Annotated in this window: 15 protein-coding genes, 3 tRNA genes and 2 pseudogenes; 14 read left to right on the top strand and 6 right to left on the bottom strand. The window is 61.7% G+C overall.

What is annotated here, in order from left to right:
• Positions 1 to 1,098, bottom strand: a 1,098-nt coding sequence (locus tag QZL63_RS06070) for a Na+/H+ antiporter NhaC family protein (protein ID WP_290586206.1), incomplete at its 3' end; no start/stop codon positions are given.
• A 250-nt stretch (positions 1,099 to 1,348) separates the two neighbouring features.
• Between QZL63_RS06070 and QZL63_RS06065 the strand changes: the two genes are divergently transcribed.
• The 6 genes from QZL63_RS06065 to QZL63_RS06040 all read left to right on the top strand — a co-directional run bounded on the left by QZL63_RS06065 (position 1,349) and on the right by QZL63_RS06040 (position 10,459).
• Positions 1,349 to 1,906, top strand: a complete 558-nt coding sequence (locus QZL63_RS06065) for an RNA polymerase sigma-70 factor (protein ID WP_290586202.1) — start codon at positions 1,349 to 1,351, stop codon at positions 1,904 to 1,906.
• Positions 1,907 to 2,005: 99 nt separating this feature from the next.
• Complete coding sequence (locus QZL63_RS06060) at positions 2,006 to 2,977, top strand: FecR family protein (RefSeq protein ID WP_022308437.1); 972 nt, start codon at positions 2,006 to 2,008, stop codon at positions 2,975 to 2,977.
• 213 nt (positions 2,978 to 3,190) lie between these two features.
• Positions 3,191 to 6,478 carry a SusC/RagA family TonB-linked outer membrane protein gene (locus tag QZL63_RS06055; protein ID WP_022308436.1) on the top strand — a complete coding sequence of 1,096 codons (3,288 nt, stop codon included), beginning with the start codon at positions 3,191 to 3,193 and terminating at the stop codon, positions 6,476 to 6,478.
• A gap of 13 nt (positions 6,479 to 6,491) precedes the next feature.
• Positions 6,492 to 8,030: a SusD/RagB family nutrient-binding outer membrane lipoprotein gene (locus QZL63_RS06050; protein WP_290586199.1), complete on the top strand. Its 1,539-nt coding sequence runs from the start codon at positions 6,492 to 6,494 to the stop codon at positions 8,028 to 8,030.
• A 27-nt stretch (positions 8,031 to 8,057) separates the two neighbouring features.
• On the top strand, positions 8,058 to 9,203 hold the full coding sequence (locus QZL63_RS06045; protein WP_022308434.1) for a glycoside hydrolase family 18: 1,146 nt from the start codon (positions 8,058 to 8,060) through the stop codon (positions 9,201 to 9,203).
• Between the two features lie 26 nt (positions 9,204 to 9,229).
• Positions 9,230 to 10,459: a DUF1735 and LamG domain-containing protein gene (locus QZL63_RS06040; RefSeq protein ID WP_022308433.1), complete on the top strand. Its 1,230-nt coding sequence runs from the start codon at positions 9,230 to 9,232 to the stop codon at positions 10,457 to 10,459.
• Positions 10,460 to 10,604: 145 nt separating this feature from the next.
• On the opposite strand, the gene QZL63_RS06035 is transcribed toward QZL63_RS06040, so the two are convergent.
• The 3 genes from QZL63_RS06035 to QZL63_RS06025 form a co-directional block, all read right to left on the bottom strand.
• Positions 10,605 to 10,678, bottom strand: a tRNA-Val gene (locus QZL63_RS06035).
• A gap of 51 nt (positions 10,679 to 10,729) precedes the next feature.
• Positions 10,730 to 10,804, bottom strand: a tRNA-Val gene (locus QZL63_RS06030).
• A 139-nt stretch (positions 10,805 to 10,943) separates the two neighbouring features.
• Positions 10,944 to 11,017 (bottom strand) — tRNA-Asn (locus tag QZL63_RS06025).
• 186 nt (positions 11,018 to 11,203) lie between these two features.
• Between QZL63_RS06025 and QZL63_RS06020 the strand changes: the two genes are divergently transcribed.
• From QZL63_RS06020 to QZL63_RS06000, 5 genes and pseudogenes are all read left to right on the top strand, one after another.
• Entirely contained in the window at positions 11,204 to 12,223 is a 1,020-nt protein-coding gene (locus QZL63_RS06020; RefSeq protein ID WP_290586196.1) for a DUF1573 domain-containing protein, read from the top strand.
• Between the two features lie 36 nt (positions 12,224 to 12,259).
• Complete coding sequence (locus tag QZL63_RS06015; protein ID WP_022308431.1) at positions 12,260 to 13,144, top strand: sulfide/dihydroorotate dehydrogenase-like FAD/NAD-binding protein; 885 nt, start codon at positions 12,260 to 12,262, stop codon at positions 13,142 to 13,144.
• A 2-nt stretch (positions 13,145 to 13,146) separates the two neighbouring features.
• Positions 13,147 to 13,467 (top strand): annotated as a pseudogene (locus QZL63_RS06010) (dihydropyrimidine dehydrogenase); the annotation flags it as partial.
• A gap of 133 nt (positions 13,468 to 13,600) precedes the next feature.
• Positions 13,601 to 14,569: an FAD-dependent oxidoreductase gene (locus QZL63_RS06005; RefSeq protein WP_022308430.1), complete on the top strand. Its 969-nt coding sequence runs from the start codon at positions 13,601 to 13,603 to the stop codon at positions 14,567 to 14,569.
• A gap of 56 nt (positions 14,570 to 14,625) precedes the next feature.
• Positions 14,626 to 15,198: a lipocalin family protein gene (locus QZL63_RS06000; RefSeq protein ID WP_022308429.1), complete on the top strand. Its 573-nt coding sequence runs from the start codon at positions 14,626 to 14,628 to the stop codon at positions 15,196 to 15,198.
• 156 nt (positions 15,199 to 15,354) lie between these two features.
• Here the strand turns inward: QZL63_RS06000 and QZL63_RS05995 are convergent, their stop codons facing one another.
• Both QZL63_RS05995 and QZL63_RS05990 read right to left on the bottom strand, forming a co-directional pair.
• On the bottom strand, positions 15,355 to 16,392 hold the full coding sequence (locus tag QZL63_RS05995) for a glycosyltransferase family 9 protein (protein WP_022308428.1): 1,038 nt from the start codon (positions 16,390 to 16,392) through the stop codon (positions 15,355 to 15,357).
• Complete coding sequence (locus QZL63_RS05990; RefSeq protein ID WP_022308427.1) at positions 16,379 to 16,981, bottom strand: DUF4254 domain-containing protein; 603 nt, start codon at positions 16,979 to 16,981, stop codon at positions 16,379 to 16,381. The genes QZL63_RS05995 and QZL63_RS05990 overlap by 14 nt, the downstream gene beginning before the upstream one ends.
• A gap of 78 nt (positions 16,982 to 17,059) precedes the next feature.
• Here QZL63_RS05990 and QZL63_RS05985 point away from each other — a divergent pair, with 78 nt between their 5' ends.
• The 3 genes and pseudogenes from QZL63_RS05985 to QZL63_RS05975 form a co-directional block, all read left to right on the top strand.
• The gene (locus tag QZL63_RS05985; RefSeq protein ID WP_022308426.1) at positions 17,060 to 18,061 is read left to right on the top strand and encodes a glucosaminidase domain-containing protein; all 1,002 of its coding nucleotides are present in this window, start codon (positions 17,060 to 17,062) and stop codon (positions 18,059 to 18,061) included.
• A gap of 18 nt (positions 18,062 to 18,079) precedes the next feature.
• The gene (locus QZL63_RS05980) at positions 18,080 to 18,766 is read left to right on the top strand and encodes a hypothetical protein (protein ID WP_022308425.1); all 687 of its coding nucleotides are present in this window, start codon (positions 18,080 to 18,082) and stop codon (positions 18,764 to 18,766) included.
• A 16-nt stretch (positions 18,767 to 18,782) separates the two neighbouring features.
• Positions 18,783 to 19,106: pseudogene (locus tag QZL63_RS05975) on the top strand (S9 family peptidase); the annotation flags it as partial.

The raw sequence follows: 19,106 nt of genomic DNA, 5'->3' as shown, positions 1-19,106 counted from the left end.
CCGGCGATCGACGCCGAACCGGTCGGCGATCTTGCGGGCAATCGGGCCGACGGTAAGGATGGCGATCGTGTTGTTGGCCGTGCAGAGGTTCGAGAGGCAGACCAGTCCGGCAATCGTCCCCTCGGCCCCCCGGCGGCCCGAGATGCGGCGCGTCATGTGGCCGATGATGTAGTCGATGCCGCCGTTGAAACGAATCAGTTCGAGCAGTCCCCCGGCCATCATCGTGACGATGATCAGTTCACCCATGCCGGTGATGCCCTGTCCCATGCCGCCGCACCACGCGAGCAGGTCGAAACTCCCGGTCGCCAGGCCGATCGCGCCCGAGGCGGCGATGCCCAGCAGGAGCACCTTCAATACGTTCATGCCGGCAATGGCCGTTACCAGCACAAGCAGGTAGGGCAGCACACGGACCCACTCGACCCGTCCCGGCGCCACCACGGCATCGGCTCCGCTGCCCGTCAGCAGATAGACCAACAGCGTCACCACGGCCGCCGGGGCCACAATGCGCACATTGACACGGAACTTGTCGCGCAGGTCGCACTCCTGTGTGCGGGTTGCGGCGATCGTCGTGTCGGAGATGAACGAGAGGTTGTCGCCGAAGAAGGCGCCGCCCACGACGATGGCCGTCAGCCAAGCCTCGTTCATCCCCGTCTCGGACGAAAGCCCCGCAGCCACGGGGACCAGCGCCACGATCGTTCCCACGGAGGTGCCGACCGACAGGGAGATGAAGCAGGAGGCCAGGAACAGTCCGGCCGGGAGCAGACGCCCCGGCAGCAGGTGCAGCGTCAGATCGACCGTGGCATCCACGGCACCCATGCTCCGGGCCGACTCGGCGAAGGCGCCCGCCAGTACGAAGATCCAGATCATCAGCAGCACGTTCGGGTCGGCGGCCCCGGCCGAAAAGCGGGAGATCCGCTCGGCGAAGGGGACACGCCGCGTAATGGCCACGGCATAGGCCGAGGCGGCAATGAAGGCTACCGAAATGGGCATCCGGTAGAAATCGCCGGCCACCAGCGACACGGCAAGGTAACAGGCCAGGAAGACAAGCAGCGGCGTCAGCGCAAGGAAACTGCCGCGGCACGACTGTTTTTCAGACATTTCACTTTTTCGATTAGCGGACCCGGGTCCGGAAGGGGCAAAAGTACCGAAAAATTTCCACTTGCCCAATTCTTCCCCGTCGGGTCCCCGCACTGCACAATGAAATAAATTTGGCAAACAGCCCAAATTTTGTATATTTGCGTAAGAGTGCCGACAAGATGTCGGGCACCGCATGCATGGCGGTGTCGCGACGAAGATTGCGACGCAGAACGAGATTTTGACGACAAAGCCTCATAACCGCATGACTTCCATGGAATTCGGCCGCTTGTTCGCCTGCTACCGGCCCCGGTTCGAGCTTCTTGCGAACCGCTACGTGCGCAACCGGACCGTAGCGGAAGACATCGTGTCGGAGAGTTTCATGACCCTCTGGGAAAACCGGGAGAAACTCCCGGCCGACTGCAACCTCCCGGCCTATGTGCTGACCGTCGTGCGCAACCGCTGCCTCGACTGGCTCCGCGCCCAGTCGCGTCATGCCCAGATCGAACAACAGGTCTACGAGCTCCGCCGCGAGGTGATCGCCGCCGACATCCGCTCGCTGGAGGCTTTCGACCCGAGCGAGATCTTCTCGGGGGAGGTCGAGCGGATCATCCGCGAGACGCTCGAGGGAATGTCCCCGCTCACCCGGCAGGTATTCGAAGCCCGCCGTTTCGAAGATAAGTCGTACAAGGAGATCGCCCAGATGCACGGAATCACCGTCCGCCGGGTCGAGTTCGAACTGACCAAGGCGGTCAAGGAGTTCCGCATCGTCCTCAAGGACTACCTTCCGGCGTTACTCATCCTGCTGTCTTCCAGCACCTTGAAATCGTAAAAAAATTTAATTGCATTTTTTCCATCGGAATTGTGCTCCGCAGAGTGGGAATCCGGGCCGCTTGTTCGTTATCTATATACGATGGCAAACAACGAGACGATGAATCCCGACTTACTGCTCAAATACCTCGACAACGAGGCCTCCGATCAGGAGATGCGCGAGGTGCTCGCCTGGCTTGAGGCCGACCCTGCGAACCGGCTCGAACTCGACCGGCTCGACCGGGCGCTCGCAGCCTCAATCATCCACGGGCCCCTGCCCGGCGAACAGAGCGCCGCGACACCCGCACCGGCGTCCGAAAAGGCCGGACGTCGCATCACCCTGCGCCGCATCGTCCGTTACACGGCCGAACTGGCCGCCGTGCTGCTTGTCGGCGTCGTCCTGTCGTGGACGCTGACGCGAAACCGGCTCGACGAATGGTCGCAGCGGACCACCTCGATCGAAGTGCCGCCCGGACAATACCTCAGCATGCGCCTCGAAGACGGAACGAACGTATGGCTCAGCGCCGGCACGCGGTTCGAATACCCGCTCGTCTTCGCCGGACGGGAGCGTCGCGTGAAGATCAGCGGCGAGGCGATGTTCGATGTCGAGCACGATGCCGACCATCCGTTCGTCGTCGAAACGTTCGCCTGCGACGTCGAGGTCCTCGGCACGAAGTTCGATGTCGAGGCCGAACCCGACGAAGGCATCTTCTCCACCGCCCTGCTGCGCGGAAGCGTGAAGGTCTCCAACAAGCTCACGGCCGGCGAGGAGTTCATCCTCCAGCCCAATGGCGAGATCCGCCTGGTAGGCAACCGGCTGCAGCTCGACCGGATCGACAACCCCGACGAGTACCTCTGGACCGAGGGGCTCATCAGCATCAAGGGCCAGACTTTCGAGGAGCTGATGCACAAGTTCGAGAAATACTTCGGCGTCCGCATCCTCATCGAACGGCGCAACATCCCGACCGTGGACTACAACTATGGAAAGATCCGAATATCCGACGGAATCGACACCGCGCTGCGCATGCTCCAGCGCTCGGCGCGCTTCTCCTACGTGCGCGATCCGGAGGACAATACGATCCGCATACGCTGACTCCTCCCCGATGCGGAACGGCGGAATCCACCCGAAACCACCTGTATTGAATGACTAACCTAAAGACGAATGTATGAAGAAATGAAAATCGACTCCTCACTCTGACATGCAATGCCGTAAAAAAGAAGGACTGCGGACGATGGCGCGCCCGCAGTCCGTGGTCGGCATTGTCTCAAATCTCAAGCTATTAACTACTAACCACTATGTAAAAGTATGAACAAAAAACGTATTCAGCAAATCAAATGCCTGTTTACACTCGTTTTCGCCGCGTGCACGCTATTTCACGCCGCCCGCTCATACGCCCAAACCACTCAGGTGACAATCAGCCAGGAGAATGTCCCGATGGAGCGCGTGATGAACGAGATCGAAAAACAGACGGGCTATCTCTTCCTTTCGAACAATGACGTCGATATCCGGCGCAACGTGAGCGTCCGCATCGAAAACGGCACGCTGGCCGAAGCCCTCGGACAGATGCTCAAGGGCTCGGGCGTCACCTACCGACTTGAGAACAAATACATTTCGCTCTCCGCAGCCCCGAGGGGGGGGGAACCGGTAACCGTCAAGGGAACGGTGACCGATGCCAACGGTCCGGTGATCGGCGCAACGATCACCATCAAGGGCGGCACGACGGGAACCACCTCCGCAATCGACGGATCGTTCTCGCTCTCGGCACGCCCGGGCGACGTGCTGATCGTGGCCTTCATCGGCTACAAGAGCGTCGAGATCCCCTTCACGGGCCAGACCGAACTGACGGTCGAGCTTGAGGAGGAGTCCCTCCAGATGAACGCCGTCGTCGTGACGGCCCTCGGTATCAAGCGCGAGGAGAAGGCGCTGGCATACAACGTCCAGCAGGTGAAGGCCGAAGAGCTGACGACGGTCAAGGACGCCAACTTCGTCAATTCGCTGGTCGGCAAGGTGGCCGGTGTAACGATCAACGCCGGCGCGGGCGGTGCAGGTTCCTCGACGCGCGTGGTAATGCGTGGACAGAAGTCGATCGAGAAGAGCAACACGGCCCTCTACGTGATCGACGGTATCCCGATGTACAACAACAGCTTCGGCGGATCGGGCGGCAGCTACGGCGACCAGGTCGGCTCGGAGAGCGCCGCCGACATCAACCCCGAGGACATCGAGTCGGTCAATATGCTGACCGGACCTTCGGCAGCCGCCCTCTACGGTTCGGAGGCCGCCAACGGCGTGATCATCATCAACACCAAGCGCGGCGCCGTGGACAAGACGATCGTCACGCTGAGCAACAGCACGATGTTCTCGTCGGTATACATGATGCCCGAGATGCAGAACCGCTACGGCACAAGCAACTCGACCTTCAGCTGGGGTTCGCCGATCAACGGCACGTTCGACGCCCGCGACTTCTTCAACACCGGCACGAACATCATCAACTCGGTCTCGGTATCGACCGGCAACCAGAAGAACCAGACCTACATCTCCGTATCGACGACCAACAGTACGGACATCATCCCCGAAAGCGCCTACAACCGCTACAACTTCTCGGCCCGCAACACCACGACGTTCGCCAAGGAGCGCCTGACGTTCGACTTCGGTGCCAACTTCATCATCCAGGACAACAAGAACATGGTCTCGCAGGGCAAGTACTTCAACCCCCTGCCGGCGCTCTACCTCTTCCCCCGCGGCGATGATTTCAACGAGATCCGCCTCTACGAGCGCTGGGATCCCATCCGCGGCCTGATGGCGCAGTACTGGCCCTACGGCGAGGGCGCACACTCGATCCAGAACCCCTACTGGATCCAGAAGCGCATGAACCGCGAAACGGACAAGCGCCGCTACATGCTCAACGCCTCGCTCAAGTGGAAGGTCACCGACTGGCTCGACATCACCGGCCGCGTGCGGATCGACAACTCGGAGTACCGCATGACGCGCAAGTACTACGCCACGACGCTGACCACCTTCGCCGGCGACAACGGAGGACTGCAGGATCAGACGCAGACCGACCGCACGTTCTACGGCGACGTGATCGCCAACATCAACAAGCAGTTCGGCGAGGACTGGACCCTCAACGCCCAGATCGGCGCCTCGATCGACGACCAGCGCTACGAGATGGCCGGCGTGGCAGGCGACCTGAAGACCGCCAACTTCTTCACGACGCTGAACCTCAACACGACCGAGAAGTTCAAGCTCTACCAGGAGGGCTGGCATGACCAGACGCAGGCCATCTTCGCCAACGTCGAGGTGGGCTGGCGCTCGATGCTCTACCTCACGCTCACGGGCCGCAACGAGTGGCCCTCGATGCTGGCCTATTCGAAGCAGTCGTCGTTCTTCTACCCGTCGGTCGGCCTCTCGGGAGTCATCTCCAACATGGTCGATCTGCCCGACTGGTTCTCCTTCCTCAAGGTCCGCGCATCGTACGCCCAGGTGGCTTCGGCCTTCGACCGCTACCTCTCGAACCCGAGCTACACCTACGTCGAGCAGAGCCACGGATGGAAAGCCCCGGCAACCTACCCCAACAACGACCTGCGTCCCGAGGATACCCGCTCGTGGGAGATCGGCGTCAATGCCCGCTTCCTGAACAAGTTCAACCTCGACGTCACCTACTACCGTTCGAACACCTACCACCAGACGATCTACATGCCGCTGGCCAGCTCGACCGGTTACGAGAACTACGCCGCACAGACGGGTAACGTCCGCAACCAGGGCGTCGAGCTCGCCGTAGGCTATAACAACAAGTGGGGAGACTTCCGCTGGGGAACGAACTTCACCTACACCTTCAACGAGAACAAGATCATGGAGCTGGCCCACGGCATGATCAACCCGATAACGGGCGTAGCCGAGGACCTGACCGAAATCAAGAAGGACTGGCTGGGCGCCTCCGACGTTGCCCCGCGCGTCATCCTGCGCGAAGGCGGTTCGCTGAGCGACATCTACGTCAATCACCAGCTGGCCCGCGACCTGAACGGCAACATCCTCATCAGCAATACCGGAGCGCTGTCGATGGAGGAGATCGAGGCCCGCAAGGTAGGTTCGCTGGCCCCAAAGTGCAACCTCGGATGGAGCAACAACTTCGCCTGGAAGGGCATTGATCTCGGAGTTGTCTTCACGGCCCGCATCGGCGGCATGGCCTACTCCGCAACGCAGGGTATCCTCGACTACTACGGCGTGTCGGAGGCTACGGCCGCAGCCCGCGACCGGGGCGGCATTCCGATCAACTACGGCTCAGTCAGCCCCCAGACCTACTACCAGACGATCTCCTCGGCCGAGGGCGGTCACGGCGCCTACTACCTCTACGACGCCACCAACGTCCGCCTGCAGGAGCTCAACCTGAGCTACACGCTGCCGCAGAAGTGGTTCCGCAACAAGGCCAAGCTCACCCTCGGCTTCGTGGCCCGCAACCTCTGGATGATCTACTGCAAGGCTCCGTTCGATCCCGAAATCTCCGCAGCCACCGGCAGCAACTACTACCAGAACGTGGACTACTTCATGCTGCCCAGCACCCGGAACCTCGGTTTCAACATCAAACTCCAATTCTAACAACCGCTGACCTATGAAAAACAGACTCAAAATAATGCTCGGAATCCTGCTGGTCGGCTCGCTGACCGGTTGCACGGGTAACTTTGAAGAATACAACACCGATCCCTATGCTCCGCAAGAGCCCGATCCCACGATGCTGCTGCCGACGATGATCGACGCCATGATGTACGTCCAGCAGAACGACTCGCAGATGGTAGACCAGATGGTCGGCACACTGGGCGGCTACTTCACCCTCTCGAACCGTTGGGGCGGCCAGAACTTCGATACGTTCAACCCCTCGGCCGACTGGAACCAGGGCCCCTACAACACGATGTTCCTCGATATCTACGGCAACCTGTTCGAGATAGAGGAGCTCTCGCAGGGCTCGGGCCACTGGATGGCCATCGCCAACCTGATCCGCGCCGCCGTGATGATCCGCGTGGCCGACATCTACGGCCCGATCCCCTACAGCCAGGTGATGAAGGGTCTGATGTACGTGCCCTACGACACCAACGAGGAGGTCTACAAGAACATCATCGCGCACCTGCAGAACTCCGCATCGACGCTCTACTCCTACGCACAGACCTATCCCTCGTCGAAGCCGATGGGATCGAGCGACCCGATCTATGCCGGAGACTATGCACTCTGGGCCCGTCTGGCCAACTCGCTGACGCTCCGTGTGGCCATCCGCACGAACGACAAGGAGTCCGCCCTGCAGGCCATCGCCCATGAGGCCGGCATGATCGAGACCAACGCCCAGAACGCCATGATGTCGCCCGGCATCCAGGGCAACCCCTACCAGTTGGCATCGGTATCGTGGGGCGACCTGCGCGTAAACGCCTCGATCGTCGATTACATGTCCGGCTACAAGGATCCCCGCATGGCGGCCTACTTCACCAAATCGACCTTCCCGGGCTATACGGACCAGTATGTCGGCATGCGCTCGGGCGAGGCTGATTTCGACAAGACCTCCGTGGCCGCCTATTCGATGCCCAATCTGACGTCGGGAACGCTGCTGCCCGTATTCGTGGCAGCCGAGACGCAGTTCCTGCTGGCCGAGGCCGCCCTGAAGGGGTGGATCGACGGCGGCGAGGCCAAGGCCCGCGAATACTACGAGGCCGGCATCCGCCTGTCGATGGAACAGTATGGTATAACCGACAGTGATGCCGTATCGAAGTACCTGGCAGACAAGACGCTCACTCCGGCCGGACACTCGAACGACCCGCGCGGCTCGAAATACACCTACGACCGCAAGACCACCGTCAAGATCGCCTGGGAGGGTGAGACCTCGACCGAGAAGCACCTCGAGCAGATCATCACGCAGAAGTGGATCGCCAACTACCCGATGGGACTCGAGGCGTGGGCCGAGTACCGCCGTACGGGCTATCCCGAACTGGCTCCCGTGATCGACAACCTGAGCGGCGGCGTGGTGGACTCGAACCGCGGCATGCGCCGTCTGGCCTTCCCGCTCTCGGAGAAGGACCAGAACACGACGAACTACCAGAACGCCGTGACGATGATCGGCGGCACGGACACGCCGGCCGTGGATCTGTTCTGGACCAAGAAAAACTGACCGTAAAACCAAGACCAAGAATCGACTATGAACTGGAAAAGAAATAGCTGGACTCTGCTCGTCGCCGGGCTCTTCGTCGCCGGGTTCACCAACTGCAGCGACTGGACCGAAACGGAAAACGAGTGGGTCCTGGAGTCCCAAAACACCGAAACGAACAAACCCGAAAGCTACTACCAGAACCTGCGGGCCTGGAAGGCCAGCGACCACGCCATCTCGTTCGGATGGTACAGCGGCTGGGGTGAGCCCACGGTCTCGACGACCAACATGCTGGCCGGCATCCCCGACTCGATGGACATCGTCTCGCTGTGGGGCAACTGGAGCAACCTCTCGGAAGGCAAAATCAAGGATCTGCGCGAGGTACAGCAGAAGAAGGGCACGAGGGTGATCTTCTGCAGCTTTACCTCCTACGTGGGCCAGAACTTCACCCCCGCGGAGTACGACACCGACGAGGCTTCCCGCAACGAGTTCTGGGGCTGGAAGGACGGTGACAGCGAGGCCATCGACGCCGCCATCGCCAAGTATGCGAAGGCGATCGCCGACACGGTCTTCAAGTACAACTACGACGGCTTCGACATCGACTTCGAGCCCAACTACGGTTACGGAGGCCCGCTGGCCAGCGACATGGGCCGCATGCACACGCTGCTGACCGAACTCAACAAATACATTGGTCCGCAGTCCCCGAACCCCGACAAGCTGCTGATCGTCGATGGCGAGCCCCAGACGCTCAACGCCGAGAGCGGTCCGCTGATCGACTACTTCGTCGTGCAGGCCTACACCGTATCGGGAGGTTCGCCCTCACCCAACGCCACGGGATACGAAAGCGACAAGGACGACCGTCTGCAGCGATGCCTGAACAAGTTCCTGAGCGTAATGAGCGAGAAGGAGATCACCAACCGCTATGTGATCTGCGAGAACCTCGAGAGTGCGATGGATGCCCTCAACGGCGGCTTCTACTGGGTATTCCGCGACGGCACGAAGGCCGACAAGTCGAAGATCCCCTCGCTGGTCGGCATGGCCATGTGGGAGCCGACGAACGGCTTCCGCAAAGGCGGATTCGGCGCCTACCAGTTCGGCTACGAGGCGATGAACTCCCCCTCGTACAAATGGATGCGCACGGCCATTGCCGCCCAGCAGGCGCTTGAGAACCCCGAAACCCCCGAGGCAGGGAATTGAAAAACCTTTAATCTACCGACTATACCATGAAAAAACTGAAAATATCGATTGCGTCCCTGCTCGTTGCGGCATCGGCCCTGGTCGGCTGCGACAACGCGGAATACGGAACGCTCGGCACCCATGCCTATATCAATGAAAGCGTCTCGTCGCTGAGCCGGTCCACGAAGGTTGTGCTCGATAGCGAGGAGGGCGCCAACGTACAGATCACGGTTTGCCTCAGCTCAAAGAGCGAAGCCGACGCCCAGTTCCGTCTGGTTGTGGACGAAGCGGTGCTGAAGAGCTACAACGAGGCACAGAGCGCAAGCTATACGGTGATGCCCGAAGAGCTCTTCGAGCTTCCCGAGAGCATCACGATCAGCGAAGGCAAGTTCAATGCCGATCCCGTCTCGATCCACATCAATCAGATTCCGGCAGATATGGCCGGCGAGATGTACGCCATTCCGCTGCGACTGGAGAGCATCGACGGCAAGATTCCGACGACGAGCGCCTCCTCGACCTTTGTCATCACAATCGAGAGCATCGCCGTTTCGACACTCCCGATGTTCGACGGAGGCGCCGGTCTGGCCACGCAGGAGGGATTCCCCATGTCGCTCGACAAGTTCACCGTGGAGGTCCGCTTCCAGATCAGCGACACGGCCAACCGCAACCGCGCCGTCTTCACGAACGGCGGTTCGAACGGCAGCCTGGTCCTGCTGCGCTTCGAGGACCCGCAGAACGACGAGACGAACGACGCCGGTGAGGTCGTCACGGCAGCTCACTCGCTCGTACAGTTCCAGGGCGACAACGGCTTCCTCAACCCGACGACGGCCTTCGTGCCCAACAAGTGGCAGCATCTGGCCGTAACCTACGACGGAACGAAGATCACGATCTATGTAAACGGCGCATTCGCCGGTTCGAAGGACCTCGTTGTCAAGAGCGAGTTCAAGCAGGCCGGCTGGTTCGGCGGCAGCGTTCCCGGCGGCGACGGCGGACACGGTACGGACGATTCGTGGTGGAACGGCTGCAAGATCCTCTGCACCGAAGCACGCATCTGGTCGGTATGCCGCACCGAAGCACAGATCCAGAACAACATGACCACCGTAAGCCCTTCGTCCGAGGGTCTGGAGGCTTACTGGCGCTTCAATGAGGGCAGCGGCACGACTTTCGAGGACTGCACGGGACACGGCCATACGCTGACCACGACGAAGAACCCGACGTGGATTCCGGGCATCAAGTCCAACGATCCGTCCACTCCGTGGCCGGGAGAGAGCAAATAAACCAAGCACACCGGACAGAAAACGAGCCGGCGGCCCCTGAGGGCCGCCGGCTTTTTCATTTGCCGCATTGCCGCCGCACTGCACGAACGGAGCAGATATAAAAAACGACGGACCGCATCGATACACGGTCCGTCGGCTGACGCAGTGGGAACATGCAGATTTGAACTGCAGACCTCCTGCTTGTCAAGCAGGCGCTCTGAACCCCTGAGCTATGCTCCCGGATAAAAAAAACGGCTTACATACACTGTAAGTCGTTCTTTTTCAAATTTGTGGGAGCTGAGGGATTCGAACCCCCGACCCTCTGCTTGTAAGGCAGACGCTCTGAACCAGCTGAGCTAAGCTCCCTTAAAAATGGCTTGGGACTGCAAAGGTAATTCTTTTTTTTCGAACTCCAAATTTTTCGTTAAAAAAATTTTTCATTCATTCAGACCACCCTTTTGCAGGCGTGTTCTACAAAGAACCTTACGCAACCCTCGCGCATCTGCGCCTGAACAAGGACTTGAACCTAGGACCCCATGATTAACAGTCATGTGCTCTAACCAACTGAGCTATTCAGGCTTTTCGAAGAACGTTGTTTCTCGTTTTCGGTGTGCAAATATAGGGCAAATTTTCATTCCCGCAAAATTTTCGCGCTTTTTTTTTCACAAAAAATGTATCTTTGTAAATCATCCTACATTTGGAAGCATGCGCCTGAAGACTCTTATATTATTCATAATCTGCACATTCGGAGCGACCATACCGACTGTGCAGGCTCAACTCGCATTCGAGCCCTCGGAGTGGGATTTCGGCTCCATACGCGAAACCGACGGTCCGGTGAGCCATACATTCACGGGAAAGAACGGCAGCGACCGGCCGCTGGTCATCCTCGACGTGGTGACCACGTGCGGCTGCACGGTGCCCGAATTCTCGAAGCAACCGATCCTCCCGGGCGCCGAGACGCGAATCACGGTCACCTACGACCCGACCAACCGTCCGGGCACCTTCGACCGAGAGTTGTGGGTCTACTCCTCCGACCGCAAGCGGATCGCCACCCTCACGATCCGGGGCCAGGTCATCCCCCGCCCGAAGAGCATCGAGGAGCAGTACCCGGTCGATGCCGGCGGCGGACTGCGCCTGAGTTCGACACTCTGCGCCTTCACCTATATGTATCCCGGGGAGCGGATGCAGTCGGTCATCGGATACGCCAACACCTCGCAGCACAAGATCCGGCTCGAGTTGCGTCCCGAGGTTGCAAGCGGGCTGCTCTCGGTCGATTACCCGCAGACCATCGCCCCGGGGGCCCGGGGACAGATCAACCTGGGCTACCTGATCCCCGCCGACCGCCCCCGCTACGGCACCATACGCGACGCAATGCAGGTTTTCGTAGACGGGAGGAGCCGCGACGTGCGGATCGTCACGCACGGCATCGGAGCCGACAACCCGGCCCGGATGCCCGAGGGTCGTGCCCCGCGGTGCGAAATCTCGGAAAATATCCTTAAATTTGGCCCCGTGAAGCACAACGCCCCCGAGCAACGGTTGCGGTTCGCTCTCTCGAATACGGGACGCGGCGAACTCGTCGTCCGATCGGTGGAGAGCGGAGGCCACGTCACCGCGACGCTCCGCCCCGGCACGACGGTTTCTCCCGGGCAGGCGGCCGAAGCCGAAGTGGTGCTCGACCCGGCCCGCCAGCAGTACGGCGTGATGAGCGACTTCCTGATCATCGTGACGAACGACCCCGTGCGGCCCATGCGCCGCATCCGTGTGACAGCGATCATCGAGGAGTGAAAAAAGAGAAGAGACACACAACGAAACGATAGAACAATGTACCCGATTCTTGAAAAAAGAAACCTCGCCGAGGGGATCTGGCTGATGAAGGTCCTTGCGCCGCGCGTCGCCCGCTCGGCACAGCCCGGACAGTTCGTCATCGTCCGCGTAGACGAGCACGGTGAGCGCATTCCGCTCACGATCTCCGATTTCGACACCGAGGAGGGCAGCGTGACGATCGTCACGCAGGCCATCGGTGCCTCGACGCGCAAGATCTGCGCACTGAACGAAGGCGAGGCATTCGCTGATTTCGCCGGGCCGCTGGGACGGCCCTCGGAATTCGTCCACCTGACGGACGAGGAGTTGCGGCAGCGCCGCTTCCTGTTCGTGGCAGGCGGCGTGGGGACCGCCCCGGTCTACCCGCAGGTCAAATGGCTCCACGCACACGGCGCCCGCGTCGATGTCATCATCGGTGCCAAGAGCCGCGACATGCTGATCTACGTCGAGAAAATGCGGGCCGAGGCCGATAACCTCTACATCGCCACCGACGACGGTTCGGAGGGGACCAAAGGGCTGGTGACGCAGGTCGTCGAGCGGCTCGTGGGTGAAGAGGGGCAGCACTACGACGAGTGCGTGGCCATCGGGCCGATGATCATGATGAAATTCGTGGCCCTGACCACGAAGCGCTTTGCGCTGAAGACCACCGTCTCGCTCAACGCCCTGATGGTAGACGGAACGGGCATGTGCGGCGCCTGCCGCGTGACGGTAGGCGGCAAGACCCGCTTCACGTGCGTCGAGGGCCCCGAGTTCGACGGACACGAGGTCGATTTCGACGAGGCGATGCGCCGCCAGGGCATGTATCGCTCGGAGGAGCAGCGCCGTGCGGCAATCGAGGCCGAACGGGCTGCCGGACACGTATGTAGAATCGGATTGGACAAATAGCCATGGCAAACAGAATACCGCGCGTCCCTGTACGTGAACAGGAACCGCAACTCCGCGCGACCAACTTCGAGGAGGTCTGCTACGGATACAACCACGAAGAGGCCCTGCTCGAGGCCTCGCGCTGCCTGCACTGCAAGAAGCCCCGCTGCGTCGAGGCCTGCCCGGTAGGCATTCGGATTCCGGAATTCATCGCCGCGCTGCACGAGGAGCGGCTGCACGATGCCGCGCAAATCATCGCCCGCGACAGCTCGCTGCCCTCGATCTGCGGCCGCGTCTGCCCGCAGGAGACGCAGTGCGAGGGGGCCTGCGTGCTCGGTGTCAAGGGCGAGCCGGTGGCCATCGGCAAACTCGAGCGCTACGTCGGCGACTGGAAACTGGAGCACGCCGGCGAGCAGGATCCGGCAACGGCCGGCGCGGAACAGGCACCGCAGACCCCCCCCACACCCCGGCCACAAAGTGGCCGTCATCGGCAGCGGCCCGGCGGGTCTGGCCTGCGCCAGCGACCTGGCCAAGGCGGGCTACACGGTGAAGATCTTCGAGGCACTGCACAAGGTGGGAGGCGTGCTGGTCTACGGCATTCCGGAGTTCCGCCTGCCGAAGGAGCGGATCGTCGCCCGCGAGATCGAAGAGGTCCGCCGGCTGGGCGTCGAGATCGAGACCGACGTCATCGTCGGCCGCACCGTGACGATCGATTCGCTGATGGACGACGAGGGCTACGAGGCCGTATTCATCGGCTCGGGCGCCGGACTGCCCCGCTTCATGGGCATCCCGGGCGAGAACCTCAACGGCGTGGTCTCGGCCAACGAATTCCTCACGCGCACGAACCTCATGCACGCCTACGACAGCACCTACGACACGCCGATCTACGTCGGGCAGCGCGTGGTGGTGGTCGGAGGCGGCAACGTGGCGATGGACGCCGTGCGCACGGCCCGGCGTCTGGGCGCCGAGGCGACGATCGTCTACCGACGCTCGGAGAAGGAGCTCCCGGCCCGCGCCGAGGAGGTGCACCATGCCAAGGAGGAGGGCATCCTCTTCCGCATGCTCACCAACCCCGTGGAGGTGCTCGGCGACGAGCGCGGATGGGTGCGCGGTGTCCGCTGCGTGGAGATGGAGCTGGGCGAGCCGGACGAGAGCGGCCGCCGCTCGCCGGTCGTGAAGCCCGGTTCGGAGTTCGACATCGACTGCGACGTGGTGATCATGGCACTGGGCACCTCGCCCAACCCGCTGCTGGCCTCGACGACCGAAGGGCTGGAGACCAACCGCCGGGGCTGCATCCTGGCCGATGCCGAAGGCGCCACCTCCCGCCCGGGCGTCTTTGCCGGAGGCGACGCCGTGACGGGAGCCGCCACGGTCATTCTGGCCATGGGCGCGGGCCGTACGGCCGCACGCGCCATCGACGAATACATAAAATCGCGCAAGGAATAACCGAAGTTCCGGGAAAAAGTGCTATCTTGGGATACGAACCTCAAACGTACCGCCGCATGAGCACAGCACGCACTGCAGCCGCCGCGCTGCTTCTCGGGTTATCGGCCGCCTGCACGGACGAGCCGCCCAAACGCTTCACGGGAATCATCACCGACGCAACGATGCACACGGTGACGGTCAAGACGCCGACGGCCGATCACGGATTCACCTTCTCAACCGTCGATGCCGACAAGAGCCTCGCCCACGGGCTGCTTCTCGGCGCCCCGGCGGTGGTGGAGTACCGCGGCGAACTCGCGGACGGCACGCCGGCCCTGCGCGTCGAGACCGACTCGACCTATGCCGCAGCGGTCGGGCGGTGGACGATGCCCGACCCGGCCAACCCGGAGCGGGTCGTGGGATTCGAGCTGCTCGTCGGAGGCAAAGCCCGGCCGATCCATTCGCAAACGCTCGTCTGCACCGCATGGGAACTGGTCAAGGGAGCACCGGGCCGGATCCGGCTGCAGGGGCGCAACATCGGGCTCGACCAGATCACCGACTTCACGCGGACGGGAACGATCGCGAAGGACAGCACCGGCGTACCGACGCTCACAACCGACGACGGCGCACGCTACACCAAATGGCTCGATTGAACGGTCCGTCCTCACGATAAATGAACGACACCCTGCCACTTGGCAGGGTGCCGTTTTTTCATCGGAGGCCACAACGACTGTCCAGAAGAGGCGGAATGCGGTCTTACCTGCATGCTGCACCTGCGAGTTCAAGGCCTGCGGGGCTCCGCGCGGGAATCAGTGCCCGACCGCCTCGCGCACCCGCTCCACGATCTGCGCGGGCGTCACGGCCCGGATGCAGCGGTAGTCGCCGTAGCGGCACGGACGGTTTCCGAAGACCGAGCAGGGCCTGCACGCCATATCGGCCTGCAGGACCAGGTCGGGCGAGCAGCCGTAGCCGAGGAATCCCAGCCCAGGGTGTGTGGCCCCCCACACCGAAACGACGGGCGAGGCCACCAGCGAGGCGAGGTGCATGACCAGCGAGTCCATCGACACGACGCAATCCTCGTGGGCGATCAGATCCATCTCCCCGGCAAACCGCACCCGGCCGAAGACAGCCGTCACGTTGGGGTATTTCCGCTCCATCTCCCGGGCGAACTCCGCCTCGGCTCCCCCGCCCCCGTGCACGAAGACCCGTTCATAGCGGGCAGCCAGCAGGCCCACCACTTCGCGGCTCAACTCCTCGGGATAGGTCTTGCCGGCATGGGCCGAGAAGGGGGCAAACCCGATCCACGTTCCCGTCTTGGGGCCGAACGGATTCGGACGCCCGGTCGGAAGGGCCGGCTTGGGATCCGGGCACTCGAAGCCCAGGGCACGGAAGACGTCGCAGTAGCGCAACACGCTGTGGCGCAAGGGTTCCATTCCCCGGCCGCCACAACGGATGAAAGCACGTTTCTCGGCCCTTCCCTTGCGGATCGAGGCCGTACGGATGCCGTGCAGCCGGGCCGCCAGGGTGAAGGCCATCGAGCGCAGCGTGCCGTGGACATCCGCCACGGCATCGACGCCCAGCCGGCGGCGGATCCCGCTCGCCAGACGCCACATCCCGAGCAGCGAGTGCTGCGCCCCCTTGACATCGACCTCGAGGAACTCGACGTCGAGCGAAGAGAAAAAGGGTCGGAACATCGCCTGTGTTCCGACCGTGATCCGAAGTTCCGGGCAGGCCTCCTTCAAGGCCCGCAGGGCGTGCGGCAGCATCGCCACGTCGCCCATCGCCGAGGTCCGGAGCACCAGCAGGTGCTTCGGACGAGCGTCCTTCGCACCGCTACTTGCCCCCATAGAGCACGGGATTCAGCGACGGATCGTTGTACATCTTCATCTGCTTGTAGGTCTTCATGTACTTGCGGCCCGCCTCGATGTCCTCGATCAGCTCCTCGATCGCCTTCGACAGATCGACCTGCTGCGTGAGCAGCACCTCCAGTTTGCGGCGGCACGCCTCGCGGTGGGCGTCATCGACGTCCGTACGCTCGGTCTCGCGCGCCATGTGGTAGATCTTGAGCGCGAGGATCGACAGGCGGTCGATCGCCCAGGCCGGCGTCTCGGTGTTCAGACGCGCATCGGCCGACGGACGGATCTCGCGGTACTTGTCCAACAGGTAGGAATCGATATATTCGACCATATCCGTCCGGTCCTGGTTCGAGCGGTCGATGCGCCGCTTGATCTTCAGCGCCTCCACCGGATCGATCTTCGGGTCGCGGATGATATCCTCGAGGTGCCACTGCACCGTATCGATCCAGCATTTGTGGTAGAGCAACGCATCGATCGAACCCGCCTCGAAGGGGTTTTCCATCGGTTGGTCCACATCATCCCGGCGGTGGTAGTCCGCAATCGCACGCTCGAAAATCCGATTGGCATTCTCGGTAAACATAGTCAGCAGTCTTAGTTGTTTAGAATTGTTATTCTCGGCGGAAAATTATATCTTTGCCCGTAAACTTTAACAAAGTTAATGAAAATTTCCAGAAAAACAACACTCCTCGCAGGTTTCCTCCTCGGGCTGATCTTTCCGCTTGCGGCCCAGGTCCGCACCACCCGCGAAGAGTATATCGACCGATACAAATCCATCGCCATCGCCCAGATGGAGCGCTACGGAATCCCGGCAAGCATCACCCTCGCTCAGGGTATTCTCGAATCCGACTGCGGGAACAGCCTGCTCTCCATGCGGTCGAACAACCACTTCGGCATCAAGTGCAAGCGCGACTGGACCGGCGAGAAGGTCTACCACGACGACGACGCCAAGGGCGAGTGCTTCAGGGCCTACCCCACGGTCGAGGCCTCGTACCACGACCACGCCGAGTTTCTCGACAAGCAGCCCCGCTACGACTCGCTGTTCGCCTACGCCTCGGACGACTACAAGAGCTGGGCGCGCGGGCTCAAGGCCGCCGGCTACGCCACGGCCCCCGACTACGCGCAGCGGCTCATCCGCATCATCGAGGAGAGCCAGCTCTTCCTGCTCGACCGCCCCGACGGCGAGGCACTCTACGCCCGCCGCTACGGGCTGCCGCGCGATCCCGAAGAGTGGTTCTCGTCGCAGACGAGCGTCGGGACGGCATCGCCCGCCACGGCCGTCGATCCGGACAACTACCGCGTGACGATCAATGCCCACGAAGGCTACAACGTCTACATGACCAACGGCGTGCACTACGTCCTGGCCAAGGAGAACGACACGTTCGAGCAGATCGGGCGCAAGTTCCGCATCTCGGCCCGCAACCTGCGCCGCTTCAACGACCTGAAGGACAAGCAGGCCCAGCCCGTACCGGGCGAGGTGGTCTACATCGAGCGCAAGAAGAAGCGCTGGGAGGGCAATGCCCAGCACCACATCTGCCGCGAAGGCGAGACGGTCTACGCCGTCGGGCAGTCGTACGGCATCCGCATGCGCTCGATCGAGCGGCTCAACCGCCTGAAGAAGGGCGAGCGGCTCGAAAAGGGGCAGCAGCTACGCATCCGTTAAAATTCTCAAGAACCACATATGGAAACAATTCCCCTGCGGGCGCGGATTCTCGAAACCATCGTCCGCAAATCGACACTCAAACAGAAGGTCTTCGACAGCACCTTCTGGGCATTCAACCAGCTCAAGGAGACCCTGCTGGAGATGGCTTCGGAAATGGATGACGAACTCGACGGGAAACTCGACCGCCGCGTACGGCTCGAATACCGCGACCGCGGCAAGTTCGAGGCGCAGCTCCAGATCGCCAACGACCTGCTGATCTTCCAGATGCACACCGACGTCTTCGAGTTCGACGACGCCCACCCCATCTGGAAGACCCCCTACGTGCAGGCCGACCGCGAGAACTCCTACTGCGGCGTGGTGAACATCTACAACTTCCTCTCCGACTCGTTCAAGTTCAACCGCAACGCCGACGAAGGATACCTGATCGGCCGGCTGTTCATCAACCGCGACCGCCGCTACTTCGTCGAAGGAAAGGGGCAGACGACGCTCCGCGCCGCAGATTTCGGCAAGGACGAGATCGACCACGACGCCCTGATCGCCATCCTCGAGTCGGCCATCGCCTTCTCGCTCGACTTCGACCTGCTGCTTCCGCCCTACGAGGAGAACAAGCGCGTCACGGTGGACCAGTTCAACACCAAGATGGACAACTCGAAGTTCGTGACGGGCAAGCGCCTGGGCTATGAATTCAACGTCGAAGACATCTAATACCCCGAATAGAACCGTGAAGAAGAGACTCATTCCCGTCCTGGCGGCCGCCCTGCTCGGCTCCGGGACCCTTGCGGCCCGCGACGAATACCGCGAAATAGCCCGTCTGGCATCGATGAACGAGCGGGTGTACGGCATCCGATCGATGGCCGACGGCGAACACTATACGACCCTCGAAGGTAACGAGATCCTGCGTTACAGCTATGCGCAGGAGGGGCCCGGCGAGCGTCTGCTGCCCCGGAGCAGCGACGTGCAGACCGTCTCGGACTACACCTTCTCGCCCGACGAACGGATGATCCTCATCGCTTCGGGCCGCACGCCCATCTACCGCCACTCCTAC

The sequence above is a fragment of the Alistipes sp. CAG:268 genome (assembly GCA_000434235.1).
In the GTDB taxonomy this organism is placed as follows: domain Bacteria; phylum Bacteroidota; class Bacteroidia; order Bacteroidales; family Rikenellaceae; genus Alistipes; species Alistipes avistercoris.
This window is presented reverse-complemented; position numbering and strand designations above follow the sequence as displayed.

Excerpts from the sequence above, each read along its gene's own strand:
- QZL63_RS06045 (WP_022308434.1), top strand. The coding sequence starts at position 8,058 with ATGAACTGGAAAAGAAATAGCTGGACTCTGCTCGTCGCCGGGCTCTTC.
- QZL63_RS06040 (WP_022308433.1), top strand. The coding sequence starts at position 9,230 with ATGAAAAAACTGAAAATATCGATTGCGTCCCTGCTCGTTGCGGCATCG.
- QZL63_RS05985 (WP_022308426.1), top strand. The coding sequence starts at position 17,060 with ATGAAAATTTCCAGAAAAACAACACTCCTCGCAGGTTTCCTCCTCGGG.
- QZL63_RS06055 (WP_022308436.1), top strand. The coding sequence starts at position 3,191 with ATGAACAAAAAACGTATTCAGCAAATCAAATGCCTGTTTACACTCGTT.
- QZL63_RS06000 (WP_022308429.1), top strand. The coding sequence starts at position 14,626 with ATGAGCACAGCACGCACTGCAGCCGCCGCGCTGCTTCTCGGGTTATCG.
- QZL63_RS06050 (WP_290586199.1), top strand. The coding sequence starts at position 6,492 with ATGAAAAACAGACTCAAAATAATGCTCGGAATCCTGCTGGTCGGCTCG.
- QZL63_RS06060 (WP_022308437.1), top strand. The coding sequence starts at position 2,006 with ATGAATCCCGACTTACTGCTCAAATACCTCGACAACGAGGCCTCCGAT.
- QZL63_RS06065 (WP_290586202.1), top strand. The coding sequence starts at position 1,349 with ATGGAATTCGGCCGCTTGTTCGCCTGCTACCGGCCCCGGTTCGAGCTT.
- QZL63_RS05995 (WP_022308428.1), bottom strand. The coding sequence starts at position 16,392 with ATGGGGGCAAGTAGCGGTGCGAAGGACGCTCGTCCGAAGCACCTGCTG.
- QZL63_RS05990 (WP_022308427.1), bottom strand. The coding sequence starts at position 16,981 with ATGTTTACCGAGAATGCCAATCGGATTTTCGAGCGTGCGATTGCGGAC.
- QZL63_RS05980 (WP_022308425.1), top strand. The coding sequence starts at position 18,080 with ATGGAAACAATTCCCCTGCGGGCGCGGATTCTCGAAACCATCGTCCGC.
- QZL63_RS06015 (WP_022308431.1), top strand. The coding sequence starts at position 12,260 with ATGTACCCGATTCTTGAAAAAAGAAACCTCGCCGAGGGGATCTGGCTG.